General features: G+C 70.2%; 8 protein-coding genes and 1 pseudogene. 3 read left to right on the top strand and 6 right to left on the bottom strand.

The features are described from left to right. The first annotated feature begins 59 nt into the window (after positions 1 to 59). Entirely contained in the window at positions 60 to 992 is a 933-nt protein-coding gene (locus WT16_RS03710; protein ID WP_063532733.1) for a DMT family transporter, read from the top strand. Between the two features lie 210 nt (positions 993 to 1202). On the opposite strand, the gene nth is transcribed toward WT16_RS03710, so the two are convergent. Both nth and rsxB read right to left on the bottom strand, forming a co-directional pair. Beyond that, positions 1203 to 1847, bottom strand: coding sequence for an endonuclease III (gene nth, locus WT16_RS03705; RefSeq protein ID WP_006025007.1), 645 nt, complete (start codon positions 1845 to 1847; stop codon positions 1203 to 1205). Between the two features lie 4 nt (positions 1848 to 1851). Continuing rightward, positions 1852 to 2712 (bottom strand): electron transport complex subunit RsxB, encoded by an 861-nt coding sequence (gene rsxB, locus WT16_RS03700; RefSeq protein WP_015600730.1) that lies wholly within the window; start codon positions 2710 to 2712, stop codon positions 1852 to 1854. Positions 2713 to 2969: 257 nt separating this feature from the next. Here rsxB and bspR point away from each other — a divergent pair, with 257 nt between their 5' ends. Beyond that, positions 2970 to 3602: a T3SS transcriptional regulator BspR gene (gene bspR / locus WT16_RS03695; RefSeq protein ID WP_006025009.1), complete on the top strand. Its 633-nt coding sequence runs from the start codon at positions 2970 to 2972 to the stop codon at positions 3600 to 3602. A gap of 18 nt (positions 3603 to 3620) precedes the next feature. Here the strand turns inward: bspR and phaZ are convergent, their stop codons facing one another. Both phaZ and WT16_RS03685 read right to left on the bottom strand, forming a co-directional pair. Further along, a complete protein-coding gene (gene phaZ / locus WT16_RS03690) occupies positions 3621 to 5090 on the bottom strand; it encodes a polyhydroxyalkanoate depolymerase (RefSeq protein ID WP_015601462.1) in 1470 nt (489 codons plus the stop codon). Positions 5091 to 5308: 218 nt separating this feature from the next. Further along, positions 5309 to 7141, bottom strand: a complete 1833-nt coding sequence (locus WT16_RS03685) for a glycoside hydrolase family 15 protein (protein ID WP_015601771.1) — start codon at positions 7139 to 7141, stop codon at positions 5309 to 5311. A gap of 234 nt (positions 7142 to 7375) precedes the next feature. Here WT16_RS03685 and WT16_RS03680 point away from each other — a divergent pair, with 234 nt between their 5' ends. Beyond that, the gene (locus WT16_RS03680) at positions 7376 to 8551 is read left to right on the top strand and encodes a lactonase family protein (RefSeq protein WP_041861735.1); all 1176 of its coding nucleotides are present in this window, start codon (positions 7376 to 7378) and stop codon (positions 8549 to 8551) included. 66 nt (positions 8552 to 8617) lie between these two features. On the opposite strand, the pseudogene WT16_RS03675 reads toward WT16_RS03680, so the two are convergent. Then, positions 8618 to 13371, bottom strand: a pseudogene (locus tag WT16_RS03675) (DNA translocase FtsK). Positions 13372 to 13546: 175 nt separating this feature from the next. Next, entirely contained in the window at positions 13547 to 14095 is a 549-nt protein-coding gene (locus WT16_RS03670) for an META domain-containing protein (protein ID WP_063532732.1), read from the bottom strand. Positions 14096 to 14192 lie beyond the last annotated feature (97 nt).

Here is a 14192-nt window from a genome sequence, read left to right as displayed (position 1 = left end):
CGCTTATGCGGCCGTTCGAAGCTCGTTAGAATCGAGCGCTTTCACTACTCGCACGAGCCATGGCCTTGACCGCCGGAACCTCTTGCGCCGCGCGACGCGGCGCGCTGTACGTCGCGTTGTCGGCCGCCGCGTTCGGCGCGATGGCGATCTTCGGTCGCTACGCATACGCGGGCGGCGCCGACGTGCTCGGCCTCTTGATCGTCCGCTTCTCGATCGCGGGCGCGCTGCTCGTCGCCGTCGCGCGGAGGCGGCGCGTGCGCTGGCCGCGCGGCCGTGCGCTCGCCGCGATCGTCTGCATGGGCGCGCTCGGCTACGTCGGACAGTCGCTGTGCTATTTCAGCGCGCTGCAACATGCGCAGGCGAGCCTCGTCGCGCTGCTGCTCTATCTGTATCCGGCGTTCGTCACGCTGCTCGCCGCCTGGTGGCTCGGCGAGCGGCTCACGCGCGCGAAGGCGGTCGCGCTCGCGCTGTGCGTCGCCGGCTCGGCGCTGATGGTGGGCGGCGGTCGCGGCGAGCCGCTCGGCATCGCGCTCGCGCTCGGCGCGGCGGTGGTCTATTCGCTGTACATCGTCGTCGGCGCGAAGGCGGCGCGCGGCGTCGATCCGCTCGCGACCGTCGCGATCATTTGTTGCGCCGCGGCGGCGATGCTCATCGTGCTCGCGCTCGCACGCACGGCGGCGTTCGGCGCGCCGCCGCACTGGCCGCGCGCGGCGTCCGGCTGGGCCGCGCTCGTCGCGATCGCGCTCGTGTCGACCGTCGCCGCGATGCTCGCGTTCTTCGCCGGCCTCGCGCGGCTCGGCGCGGCCCGCACGTCGATGCTGTCGACGCTCGAGCCCGTCGTGACGGTCGCGCTGGCCGCCGCGCTGTTCGGCGAGACGCTGACGCCGCTGCAATGGGCGGGCGGCGTCGCGATCCTCGCGGCGGTGCTGTGGCTCGTGCGCGCGGGCACGCCGGCCGACCACGCGGAGCCGACGACGATCGCGAGCGCGTGAGGCTCGCGGGGCGGGTAGCGGGAGGTGTCGGCCGGGATCGGGTGCGGCCCGCGGCCGGCTTCGCCGATCGGAACGCGAAATGCGGAACGCGGAACGCGAACGTGCGATGAACGTGCCGCTTTGCAGCAATCGCGGGTCCGGTCCGGCAGGCCCGCGGATGCCCGAAGCGATCCGCGCCCGCCGCGCGCCGCAGCGCGCGACCCGCCCCCGTCACTGCACGGGCGCAGGCGTCTTCGGCTTGTACTCGCAAAGCGGCTCGATCGCGCAGTGCCAGCATTCGGGCTTGCGCGCCTTGCACACGTAGCGTCCGTGCAGGATCAGCCAATGATGCGCATCGTGCAGGAATTCCTTCGGCGTGAACTTCTCGAGCGCCGCTTCGACCGCGCGCACGTCCTTGCCGGGCGCGAGGCCCGTGCGGTTCGCGACGCGGAAGATGTGCGTGTCGACGGCGATCGTCGGCTGGCCGAACGCGGTGTTCAGCACGACGTTCGCGGTCTTGCGGCCGACGCCCGGCAGGCTCTCGAGCGCCTCGCGGTCGGCGGGCACTTCGCCGTCGTAGCGCTCGAGCAGGATCCGGCTCGCCGCGACGACGTTCTTCGCCTTCGTCCGGTAGAGACCGATCGTCCTGATGTAGTCGGCGACGCCTTCCTCGCCGAGCGCGACGATCCTCTTCGGTGTGTTCGCCACCGGGAACATCTTGCGCATCGCCTTGTTGACCGACACGTCGGTCGCCTGCGCCGACAGCATCACCGCGATCAGCAACTCGAACGGCGTCGTGTATTCGAGCTCGGTCGTCGGATGTGGGTTGAGGCTTTGCAGCGTTTCGAAGATCGCGCGTCGTTTGTTGGCGTTCATGCGGTCACGGTTTCGGTTTCGAGATCGGCGGCGCGTCGTCTTCGCGATCGGGCTTGCCGGCTGCGTCGCGCTGCCCGGCGAGACGGCGGCGCCGCGCTTCGGCCGCGTCGATCTGCGCCTGCACCGCGGCGCTCACGCCTTCGGTGTTCTTCGGCCCCGCGCCCTGGGCGGCGAGTTCTTCCTTCTTCTTGCGCGCGCGTTCGAGCGCCGCTGCAATGATCGCACGCTTCTTCGCTTGCGGATCGTCGTCGGCCGGCGCCGCGGGCTCGGCGGCGGCAGGGGCGGTGGTGGGGGCGGTGGCCGCCGCGGCGGCGCTTGCCGCGCGGCGGGCCGCCGCCCGCGCCTCGGCTGCTTCGCGCTCGCGCTTCTGACGCGCGAGGCGCGCATCGTGCCGCGCGCGCGCGGCGTCGGCCTGCTGTTGCGACCACGCGTCCCAGCCGGTCTGCTCGCCCGTCACGGGTATCATCGCGATGCAGTCGACGGGGCACGGCGGCACGCACAGGTCGCAGCCGGTGCAGAGTTCGGCGACGATCGTATGCATTTGCTTCGGTGCCCCGACGATCGCGTCGACGGGGCACGCCTGCATGCACAGCGTGCAGCCGATGCAAAGCTGCTCGTCGATGAACGCGACGGGGCGCGCACGCTCGACGCCGTGCTCCGGATTGAGCGGTATCACGGGCTTGCCGAGCAGTTTCGCGAGCCGCGCGACGCCCTCGGCGCCGCCTGGCGGGCATTGATCATAGCCGGCGGTGCCGGCCGCGATTGCCTCCGCGTACGGACGGCAGCCGTCGTAGCCGCACTTCGTGCATTGCGTCTGGGGAAGCAGATCTTCGATGCGATCGGCGAGGGTCTTGGAATCGGTCACAGTGACGACGTGGGCCGGCGCGGCGGCCGGGCGTTCGAACGCGGCCCGGATATTTCTGGAAACAACAATTATCGCCGATTTTTCGCATTGCGCTTAACAACGCATGTGCCATAATCAAAACGCTTTTTTGCGTGACTATAGCAGGGTGTCCCTTAACGATGGCGCGCCCGTTCACGCCGCCGGCGATCGCCGCAGGCCCCGCGTCGATCGCCGGCGGCGCGAGCCGGATTACGCGGCTCACATAGCAAAACGCCACTATGAATCAGCCAAAAATCAAAAGAGACCCAGAGGGAACCCGGCGCCGGATCCTGCTCGCGGCGGCCGAAGAATTCGCGACAGGGGGGCTGTTCGGTGCGCGAGTCGATCAGATCGCGCGCCGCGCCGAAACCAACGAGCGCATGCTCTATTACTACTTCGGCAGCAAGGAGCAATTGTTCACCGCGGTGCTCGAATATGCGTTTTCCGCGCTGATGGAGGCCGAGCGGGCGATCGATCTCGAAGGCGTCGCGCCCGTCGAAGCGATCACGCGGCTCGCGCATTTCGTGTGGGACTACTACCGCGATCATCCCGATCTGCTGCGCCTGCTCAACAACGAGAACCTGCACGAGGCGCGCTATCTGCAGAAATCGACGCGCATTCGCGAGATGATCTCGCCGATCGTCAAGACGCTCGACGGCGTGCTCGATCGCGGCCAGAAGGCGGGGCTCTTCCGCACGGACATCGATTCGCTGCGGTTCTACGTGACGCTGTCGGGGCTCGGCTACTACATGGTGTCGAACCGCTTCACGCTCGCCGCGATCTTCGGCCGCGATTTCAGCGCGCAGCACGAGCGCACCGAGATGATCAAGATGAACACCGAGTTGCTGCTCGCGTTTCTGTTGAGGCGCTGAGCCGGACGGGCGCGCGCGTCAGGCGACCTTGCGCGCGCGCGGCAATGCGGCTTTCGTCGCGGCGCGCTTGGCGGCGGCCGGCTTCGCCGCACGGGTTTTCGCGGCGGGGCGCTTCGCGGCCGTCAGCCTGAGCGCGGCCGCCTTCGCGGGCGCGGCGCTTATCGTTTCGCTGCCCGCCGTCGACCGGCTCGGCGTGGAAGGCGATGTCGACGTGGAGCCGGCCCGCGGCGTCGGCTTCTTCGGCTGCGACGCATGCTCGCGGATGAAGTCGCGCAGTTGCGGATAGATGATCGTGCGCCAGCGGCGGCCCGAGAAAATGCCGTAGTGGCCGCACTTCTCGGCGGTGAGGCTGCGGCGGTGCGCCTGCGGAATGCCCGTGCAAAGCTCGTGCGCGACGTGCGTCTGGCCGCTGCCCGAGATGTCGTCGAGCTCGCCTTCGATCGTCATCAGCGCGCTCGAATGGATGTCGGCCGGCTTCACGCGCTCGCCGTGGATGTCCCACGTGCCTTCGGCGAGGCGGAACTCCTGGAACACGATGCGGATCGTGTCCAGATAGTATTCGGCCGCCATGTCGAGCACCGCGTTGTATTCGTCGTAGAAGCGGCGGTGCGCTTCGGCGTCTTCCTCGTCGCCGCGCAACAGGCTCTGGTAGAAGTCCCAGTGCGATTGCGCGTGGCGCTCCGGATTCATCGCGACGAAGCCCGTGTGCTGCAGGAAGCCCGGATAGACCTTGCGGCCTTCGCCCGGATAGTTCGCCGGCACCGTGTGGATCACGTTGTTCTCGAACCATGAATGCGAGCGGTTCGTCGCGAGCGAATTCACCGACGTCGGGCTCTTGCGCGCGTCGATCGGGCCGCCCATCATCGTCATCGTGAGCGGCGTGTCCTCGCCGCGGCTCGCCATCAGCGAGATCGCCGCGAGCACGGGCACGGTCGGCTGGCACACCGAGATCACGTGCAGGTTGCGCGCGCCGATATGTCGGATGAATTCCTGGATGTAGTCGACGTAGTCGTCGAGATGGAACGGGCCGACTTCGGCGGGCACCATCCGCGCGTCGATCCAGTCGGTGATGTAGACCTTGTGATCCTGCAGCAGCGTGCGGACGGTGTCGCGCAAAAGCGTCGCGTGGTGGCCCGACAGCGGCGCGCACACGAGCACGACGGGCTCGTCCTTCAGTTGCCCGACGGCGCCCGAATCGTCCGCGTAGCGCTTGAAGCGCAGCAGCCGGCAGAACGGCTTCTCGATGATCGTCTGCTCGACGATCGGAATGTTGTGTCCGTCCTTGACGATCTGGTGAATCGCGAACTCCGGCTTCTCGTAATCCTTGCCGAGCCGGTACAGCAATTCGTAGCCCGCCGCGAGGCGCGTCGCGCCCGGCACGAGCGAAAGCGGGCTCGACGGATTCGCGAACGATTTGGAGGCGGCTTGCGCCCAGGCGGTCAGCGGGCTCAGCATCGCCCGCTGGAATTCGTGCAATTGGTAAAGCATGCGAGCTCCCGATGGGAGAACGGTGCGCGAAGGCGGCGCGGGGCGCCGCGGCGTGCCGTGTCAGTCAGCAATCGGACCGATTCACTCGTCGGATCGAATCAGTCGCGACTGATCATATCGGACATTCAGGGGTGTCGCAACGCAGCATACCCGCATTTCCGAGCGTTGCTTCGACATCTGACCTTGTCTTACGTTTGTCGCGCAAACGTGGTTCGGCGCTAGCGCCCGGCGATGGCGTCCGCCGCCGTAGGCTGGCCGGCCGCGCGCAGCATTTCCTCTTCATGATGCATCAGGTTGAACGCGGTGTGCACGAGCCCGACGTGCGAGAACGCCTGCGGGAAATTCCCTACCTGGCGACGCGTCACGGGATCGTATTCCTCGGCAAGCAGGCCGAGGTCGTTGGTGAGCGACAGCAGGCGGCGGAACAGCGCGTGCGCATCGTCGATGCGGCCGAGGAGCGCGAGATTGTCGACGAGCCAGAAGCTGCATGCGAGAAACGTGCCTTCGCCGGGCGGCAGGCCGTCGTCGTATTCGCTCGTGTGGTAGCGCAGCACGAGGCCGTCGCGCATCAGGCCCCGCTCGATCGCGGCGACGGTCTCCGAGACGCGCGAATCGGTGGGCGGCAGGAAGCCGACGAGCGGCAGCATCAGCACGCTCGCGTCGAGCGCGTCGCTGCCGTAGCTCTGCGTGAACGCGCGCAGCCGCGGATTCCAGCCGTTCGCGCAGACGTCCGCGTGGATCTCGTCGCGCACCGCGCGCCAGCGCTCGAGCGGCGCGGGCAGCCGGAACATCTCGGCCGACTTGATCGCGCGATCGAACGCGACCCACGCCATCACCTTCGAGAACGTGAAGTGCCGGCGGCCGCCGCGCGTCTCCCAGATGCCTTCATCCGGCTCGCGCCAGATCTTCTCTAGGTGCGCGAGCAGCGTCGTCTGGACCGACCAGACCGTGTCGTCCGCCTGCAGGCCGCCCACACGCGCAACGTGCAGCGCGGCCATCACTTCGCCGAACACGTCGAGCTGCAACTGGTTCGCCGCGTTGTTGCCGATGCGCACCGGGCGCGAATCGTGGTAGCCCGGCAGCCAGTGGAGCTCCATCTCGGGCAGGCGCCGCTCGCCCGCAATTCCGTACATGATCTGGATCTGCTCGGGCGAGCCGGCCATCACGCGGCCGAGCCACGTGCGCCACGCGCGCGCCTCGTCGTAGTAGCCGCCGCGCATCAACGCGAGCAGCGTGATCGTCGCGTCGCGCAGCCAGCAGTAGCGGTAGTCCCAGTTGCGGGTGCCGCCCAACTGCTCGGGCAGCGACGTCGTCGGCGCGGCGACGATGCCGCCCGTCGGCTCGTACGCGAGCGCCTTCAGCGTGATCAGCGAGCGGCGCACGGCGGCCGCGTAGCGGCCGCGCAACGGGCACCGCGCCGACCATTCGAACCAATGGTTCTCGGTGCGCGCGAGCATCGACAGCGGCTCGCGCGCGGGCGGCAGCCGCAGGTGCGACGGCGCATAGGACAGCGAGAACGGCACGCGCTCGTCCGCCTTCACCGTGAATTCGGCGACCGTATGCAGGTTCTCGCCCGACAGCGGCACGGGCGTGCGCAGCACGACCGTATCCGGGCCGGCGATCGCCTTCACGCCCGCCTCGCGCGGCAGCCGCGTGACCCACGGGACCGAGAAGCCGTAGTCGAAACGCAACACGAGCTGCATCTGCATCTTCATCTCGCCGCGCCGGCCGACGACGATCCGCACGAGCTCCGACCAGCCGCTGCCGGGCGGCATGAAGTCGATCACCGTGACGGCGCCGGCGTCGCTCTCGTAGTCGGTTTCGAGGATCAGCGTGTCGCCGCGGTAGCGGCGCGACGTCGCGCTCACGCGCACGTCGTCGGCGGGCGCGACGAGCCAGCGGCCGTGCTCCGGCGTGCCGACGAGCGCGGCGAAGCACGCGCCGGAATCGAAACGGGGCCAGCACAGCCAGTCGACCGAGCCGTCCCGGGAGATCAGCGCGGCCGTGTGGCCGTCGCCGACGAGGGCGTAGTCTTCGATGAGGGCGGGCATGGGCGGCGATCCTCCAGCAATCCTTGTCGTTCACGATCCGGGCATTTTCGCGCCGCGCTGTACGGCGGCGCGCACGGGCCCGTATACTCGGCGGACTGCGCGGCGCGGGCGTTCGAAGGGCCCGCGCTTCGCAACATCACATCACTTGAGACGGATCGATGCAAGGAGGTTCCGATGACCCGACGCGCTCACGCGCCTTCGTCGTTCGCTTTCCCGCTTAGGCTGAGTCACTGGATGAAAGGTTTCGCGCTCGCGCTGCCGCTTTTCGGCAATCCCTCGTTCGCGCAGGATGCGAGCGGCGGCCCTGCGGGCGGCGTGTACAACCTGCTCGTCGGCACCTATACGGGCGCGGGCGGCGACGGCATCTACGTGTATCGCTTCGATACCGACTCGGGCCGCGCGACGCCCGTGTCGTCGGCGAAGGCCGAGAACCCGTCGTACCTCGTCGCGAGCCGCGACGGCCGCCACGTGTACGCGGTCAACGAACTGCCGGGCGACGCCGGCCCCGCGAGCGTGCGCGGCGGCGTCAGCGCATTCGCCTTCGACGCGAAGACGGGCGCCCTCCAGTTCGTCAACCGCGTGTCGGCGCAAGGGAACGATCCGTGCTACCTGAGCCTGTCGCCGGACGGGCGCTATCTCGTCGCGGCGAACTATTCGGTCGCGTCCGATCCGGGCGGCAGCTTCTCGGTGTTTCCGGTCGAGGCGACGGGCGCGCTCGGCGCAGCGGTGCTGAACGTGCATCACGAGGGCACGGGCCCGGTAACGGGGCGGCAGGACGGCGCGCATGTCCATTCGACCGTGTTCTCGCCGGACGGCAAGTACCTGTTCGTGCAGGACCTCGGCGCGGACAAGCTCTACTCGTACCGCTACGCGCCGGACGGCGGCCGCGGCCTCATCGGCCCGACCGAGTCGCGCTACACGCTCGTGAAGGCGGGCTCGGGCCCGCGCCATCTCGTGTTCGGCGCAAGCGGGCGGTTCGCTTACGTGACCAACGAGCTGAACGCGTCGGTCGGCGTGTACCGCTACGACGACGGCCGGCTCGCGCACGTCGAGACCGTGCCGATGACGGCGCCGGGCTTCGCGGGCAAGGTCGGCGGCGGCGCGCTGCATCTGTCGCCGGACGGGCGCTTCCTGTACGCGACCAATCGCGGCGACGCGAACGACATCGTGATCTACGCGGTGAACGCGGCCGACGGCAAATTGAAGCTCGTCGGCCGGCAGTCGAGCCTCGGCAAGACGCCGCGCGAGTTCGCGATCGATCCGAGCGGCAAGTGGCTCATCGTCGGCAACCAGGACAGCGACAGCGTGTTCGTGTTCAGGCGCGATGTCGCGAGCGGCCGCCTCGAGCCGAATCCGGCGCAGTTCAGGATCGGCAAGCCGGTCGACTTCAAGTTCGTGCCGGTGCGGTGACGCCGGGCGGCGCGCCGCCCGGCATCGAAGCCGTGCCGCGCTTCGCGCCGCCGCGTCCCGCCGCGCTTACTCGGCCAGCGGCGGCGCGAGCACTTCGCGGCTGCCGTTGATGCCCATCGGCGATACGAGGCCGGCCGCTTCCATCTGCTCGACGAGCCGCGCCGCGCGGTTGTAGCCGATGCGCAACTGCCGCTGCACCGACGAGATCGACGCGCGCCGCGTGCGCACGACGAACGCGACGGCCTCGTCGTAGAGCGGATCGGCTTCCGCGTCCGGCGCTTCGCCGAACAGATCCTGTGCGCCGCCTTCCGCGCTCGGCCCGTCGAGAATGCCTTCCTCGTACTGCGGCTCGCCGAACTGCTTCAGGTATTCGACGATCCGGTGCACTTCCTCGTCCGCGACGAACGCGCCGTGCACGCGCTGCGGGTAGCCCGTGCCGGGCGGCAGGAACAGCATGTCGCCCTGGCCGAGCAGCGATTCGGCGCCCATCTGGTCGAGGATCGTGCGCGAGTCGATTTTCGACGACACCTGGAACGCGACGCGCGTCGGAATGTTCGCCTTGATGAGGCCCGTGATCACGTCGACGGACGGGCGCTGCGTCGCGAGGATCAGATGGATGCCGGCCGCGCGCGCCTTCTGCGCGAGCCGCGCGATCAGCTCCTCGATCTTCTTGCCGGCGACCATCATCAGATCGGCGAGCTCGTCGATCACGACGACGATGAGGGGCAGCGTCGACAGCGGCTCGGGATCGTCCGGCGTCAGCGAGAACGGGTTGCCGATCTTCTTTTCCTTCGCGACGGCGTCGCGGATCTTCTGGTTGAAGCTCGCGAGGTTGCGCACGCCGAGCGCGGACATCAGCCGGTAGCGCTTCTCCATCTCGCCGACGCACCAGGTGAGCGCGTTCGCGGCGAGCTTCATGTCGGTGACGACGGGCGCGAGCAGATGCGGGATGCCTTCGTAGACCGACAGCTCGAGCATCTTCGGGTCGATCATGATGAGCCGCACGTCCTCGGGCGTCGCCTTGTACAGCAGCGACAGGATCATCGCGTTGATCGCGACCGACTTGCCCGAGCCCGTCGTGCCGGCGACGAGCATGTGCGGCGCCTTCGCGAGATCGGTGACGACCGGGTTGCCGGTGATGTCCTTGCCCATCGCGATCGTGAGTTGCGATGCCGAGTGCTGGTATTGGCGCGACGCGAGAATTTCGGACAGGCGGATCATCTGGCGCTTCGCGTTCGGCAGTTCGAGGCCCATGCAGGTCTTGCCGGGGATCGTCTCGACGACGCGGATCGACGTGAGGCCGAGGCCGCGCGACAGGTCCTTCATCAGGCCGACGATCTGGCTGCCGCGCACGCCGAGCGCGGGCTCGATCTCGAAGCGCGTGATCACCGGGCCCGCCGACGCGCCGACGACCGTCACCGGCACCTTGAACTCCTGCAGGCGCTGCTCGATGATCTGGCCGGTTTGCGCGAGATGCTCGTCGGAGATCGCCTCGATCGTGTCGCAGGCGGGCTCGAGCAGGTCGAGCGTCGGCAGCTCGACGTTCGACGCGGCGGGCGCGTGGAACTCGAACGCGTTCGGCGCGGGCGGGCGGGTCGGGCGGGCGGGCTCGGCGGGGGACGGCGTTCGGCTGGGGGGGCGGGCGCCGTCGACGTGGCGGAGACGGGCGATGGGGCGGGCGTTTCCGGCGTGCCTGGTGCGCCGGCGACTCGCGTGGCTTGCGCAACGTCCGGCGCGGCGGCCGATGCACCGGCGGGCGACACGATCGCATTCGACGCGGCGGCGAGCGCAGGAGCGACGCTCGGTGAAATGCTGTCCGCCGTGGAGGCGACCGAGGTTGCGACACCTGTCGACGCAATCGCCGGCGTGCTCGCGCTCGATGCGACGGCCGATGCGCCGGTAAGCGACGCGATCGAATTCGATACGGCCGCGCTTGGCTTGGCGCTGCCGGGCAGCGTCGCATTCGGCACGTTCGGCGGCGCGGCAGTGGCACCGGATGCGGCTCGATCGAACGCGGGTGCGCCGACAGCAGGCGTCGTGGCGTTCGCGCTTGCCGTTGCGGCCGGCTCAGTCGCGGCCGCCGCGCGGGCCGCGTCGAGCATGCCGAATGCCGCGCCGACGATGCCGATCGCGCCTGCTGCATGGCCTGTCGACGTCTGCGCCGTGGAAGGCGCCGAAACGACCGGGGCCGCCGCGGCGCCCGGCGTCGCCGGCGCAGCCGGCGACATGGCCGAAGCAGGTGCGCTTTGGACGTTCGAGTCGTTCGATATGGCTGCCGCGGTCTTGTCCGGAGCGGGCGCTGTCACGCTTTGCGTCGCGGCTTGCGCCTCGCTGTGCTGAATGCCCGTCGTGGGACGGGCAGTGGCGTCGCCCGATCGGAGGAGGGCGGCCGCGCCGCTCGATTGCGGCGCGATGGGCGCCGGTTGCGAAGCGGTCGCGCCGATTGCGGTCGCGGCTCGCGGCGATTGTGATTGCGATTGCAATTGCATGCGCGATTCGGTTTGCGTGGTCGCGGAGGCAGCGGCCGCAGCGGCGGTATCGCTCGCGTCCTCCCGTGGCGCGAGCGCGCGTGGCATGTCGTCGACCGTGGGCGACACGCTCGTCGCCGCGCGCGAATCGGCGGCGACGGCCGGCCGCGCAACGGCTTGGGCGGTCTCGTTGCTCGCGGTCGCGATCGACTGGCGATCCATCGCGTCGGCGTTCATCGCCGCGGCTTGTGAGCCGACATCAGCGGCGGTCGCGGCAGCGGACGGCGAAGCAGGCGCGACGCCTGCCGGGACGGCGGCGGGGTGCCGTTCGTTCCCGTTCGAGGCGGCGGCGCTCATCGATTTCACCGTCGACAGCGGCATGTCGGCGGCGTCGGGTGCGAAGGACGCGTTATCAGGACGCGCCTCTTCGGTCGCCGTCAGCGCCGCCTCGACGGCGATGTCCGTTTCTCGGCCGTGCGCGACACATGTGCCCATGCCGACGCTGGAAGCGGGATCGACGGCCGACGCAGCCGCGCGAGCGTCGGCGTCGGCGTCGGCGTCGGCGATCGCGTCGGAGCCGACGGCTGCGGGCGCCGCGCATACCGTCGTCGATTCGACGGCAGCGATTACGCCGTCCTCGGCAGCGCAGGTGACGCCGTCGGCGACGCACGGCGCGATTCCATCGTCAGCCGGCGCAACCGTTGCGATGCCCGCAGGGGCCGCGACGGCGGCCGTTTCCGCGGTCGTCGGCGCGTGCCTGCCCGACGCGGCCGTCACCGCCGCGCCGTGCGACGGCGCAGCCGATGCAATCATCGATTCACGCGCCGTCCCAGGTGCTGCGGCTGCGCCCGTTGCGCCCGCCAGCGCCGTCCATTGCGCGGCGCTGGCCTCGATCGAACGCAGTGTCTCGTGCACGCTCGCCGCAGGCGCGATGCGTTCCGCAGGCTTCTCGTTCCACGCATAGAGCGGCGCGCGCGCCGGGCCCGCCGGCCGCTTGCGCGCGATCTCGGCGGGTGCCGCCGCCGTCTGCGCGCGGGCTGCGGGTTGCGGGGGCGTCGCGGCGCCGTCGCGCGCCGCGACGGTTGCCTGCCGCGACGGCGTGAACGTCATCGGCCGATTGCGGGCCGCCGACACGGCGGCCTGCGTCACCGGCCGGCGCGGCGCGAAGCGCGGATCGGGCGGGGCCGGGCGCGCTTGCGCGCGTTTGCCGATCGCTGCGACGGCTGCGGTCGATCCGATCGGCTTCGCGACGCCGGTCGCAGCCGGCGCGAACGCGGCGGGCGACGTCGCCGACGAACCGGGTGCAACGGGCATAACGAGCGAGGCGGCTGCCCCGCCCGTCGATGCCGCGTGGCTCGCCGCCTTCGGCAGTCCGCCCGACGCCATCGCCGCACCGGTAGGCTTCGCGGCGGCAGGCTTCGCGGCGGCGGTTGCCGCGGGCGTGGCCGAAACGGGGGGCGGCGTTTTCGCGATGCCGCTTCCCGGCATCGCGAGACCGGCGGTCTTCGGCATGCCGCTCGCCGATGGCGTCGGATCGACCGTCATCGGCGCGTTGTCGGCGGGCATGGCGATGCCGGCCGTTTTCGCCGGCTCGGTGCCGGCAGCCTTTGCGAATGCGGCCGTCGACGTGCCGGCGCCGGCCGTTTTCGCGACGCCGGCCGTCACCGTTCCCGCTGCCGCAGTCGATGCCGCGCCCCGCGACGGCGCGCCCGGCTTGAGCCAGCCGGCCGGCGCGGCCGGCTCGACGGCGGCCCGCGCCGCGGCGCCCGCCGGCGCGTTGCGCCGGTCGCCGCGCTGCGCGTCGTTCGGCTTCCAGAGCGTCGGCCGCGCATAACGGCCGTTCTGCCGTGGCGCCATCGGGTTGATCGTATGCGCGGTCGTCGGCTGCACGTCGGCCGCGCGGCGCACGCGCCGGTCGTCGTCGCGGTGCAATGCGGCGCGCGGCAGGTCCGCGACGCCGCGCGATTCCTCGTCGCCGCGCTCGCGCGCGAAGCGGATGCCGAACGATGCGTCGAGCCACGTGTTCACCTGCCGCCAGCGGACGCCGACGAGCCACGGCAGCCCGACGACGAACAGCGCGACCATCGCGAACGGCGTGCCGACGTGGCCGAACACGCGCTCGAAGCCGCCCGCGAGCGCGTGGCCGAGCGCGTTCGTCGTCGCGTCGCCCGTCAGCGCGGTCGCGAGCGTGCAGCTCGCGATCAGCACGCAGAAGAAGCCGAGCCATAGCCGGATCGAGCCGGGGCCCGCGAGGCCGCCGCCGCCCGGCAGCGACGCCTTGGCGAGCCGCCAGAAAAGAGGAATGAACCAGACGGCCGAAAAGCCGAACCAGCCGAGGACTACCGTTTGCATGCTCAGAAACAGGAGGAGGACGGGGCGCGACGCGCGACGCCGTCGAGTTTAACCGGTCGACGAAGATGTTTTCAGGAACGGCGCACCGTCGCGCCGCCGTCGTGCGCGCGGCCCGGCGGATGACGCCCGCCGTCCGGTTCGCCGGCAGGGCCGTCCGCCGCGCGCCGCGCGGCGCTTACTTGCCGTCGCGTCGCGCGAACGTCAGCGTCGCGCCGTCGTCGGTGATGATGATCAGTTGCTGCGGGGCGCGCATCTGCACGCCAGCCTTCGAGATGTGGCCGAGCGCGGCGAGGTAGTCGCGCTCGAGCGCGGCGCGCGCGGGCGCGCCGCACGCCATCCGCGTGCCGGCGAGCGGGCCGAACGCGAGCACGCCGTTCTTCACGTCGTAGGTGCCCATGTAACGGTTGCAGCCCGAGAAGCCGGCCGCGCGCCGCACGCCCGTTTCGGTCGACAGCGCGAGCTTGATCGGCTCGCCGTTGTCGCCGTGCGGGATGTCGCGCGCCGAGCCGTCGGCGTTGCGCCAGCCGACGAGCTCCCAGCTCGTGTCGTCGATCAACTGGATCGTCGCGGGGTTGAACGGATCGGGGGCGGGGGCGCTCGAATCGGGATGAGTCGGCATCGTGCAGGCGGCGAGAAGCGCGGCGACGGTCAGCGCGCCGAGCGGCGCGCGCAGCGAGCGGACGATGCGAAAGCGCACGTGCGCGGCTGCGGATGAATTGAACATGACCTCGTTCCTCTTCGAATCTTCAATGTTGCGGGCGAAGCCGTAAGGGTAACGCACTCGTGTCGTCGGACGCGAGCGGACAGTCGCCGCACGCGTT

Origin of the sequence: Burkholderia sp. MSMB1589WGS, assembly GCF_001636105.1 — a bacterium.
Lineage (GTDB): Bacteria > Pseudomonadota > Gammaproteobacteria > Burkholderiales > Burkholderiaceae > Burkholderia > Burkholderia humptydooensis.
This window is presented reverse-complemented; position numbering and strand designations above follow the sequence as displayed.

What these genes read in the sequence shown, in the direction of transcription:
- WT16_RS03710 (WP_063532733.1), top strand. Translation starts at nt 60, where the DNA reads ATGGCCTTGACCGCCGGAACCTCTTGCGCCGCGCGACGCGGCGCGCTG.
- WT16_RS03670 (WP_063532732.1), bottom strand. Translation starts at nt 14,095, where the DNA reads ATGTTCAATTCATCCGCAGCCGCGCACGTGCGCTTTCGCATCGTCCGC.
- nth (WP_006025007.1), bottom strand. Translation starts at nt 1,847, where the DNA reads ATGAACGCCAACAAACGACGCGCGATCTTCGAAACGCTGCAAAGCCTC.
- WT16_RS03685 (WP_015601771.1), bottom strand. Translation starts at nt 7,141, where the DNA reads ATGCCCGCCCTCATCGAAGACTACGCCCTCGTCGGCGACGGCCACACG.
- bspR (WP_006025009.1), top strand. Translation starts at nt 2,970, where the DNA reads ATGAATCAGCCAAAAATCAAAAGAGACCCAGAGGGAACCCGGCGCCGG.
- WT16_RS03680 (WP_041861735.1), top strand. Translation starts at nt 7,376, where the DNA reads ATGAAAGGTTTCGCGCTCGCGCTGCCGCTTTTCGGCAATCCCTCGTTC.
- phaZ (WP_015601462.1), bottom strand. Translation starts at nt 5,090, where the DNA reads ATGCTTTACCAATTGCACGAATTCCAGCGGGCGATGCTGAGCCCGCTG.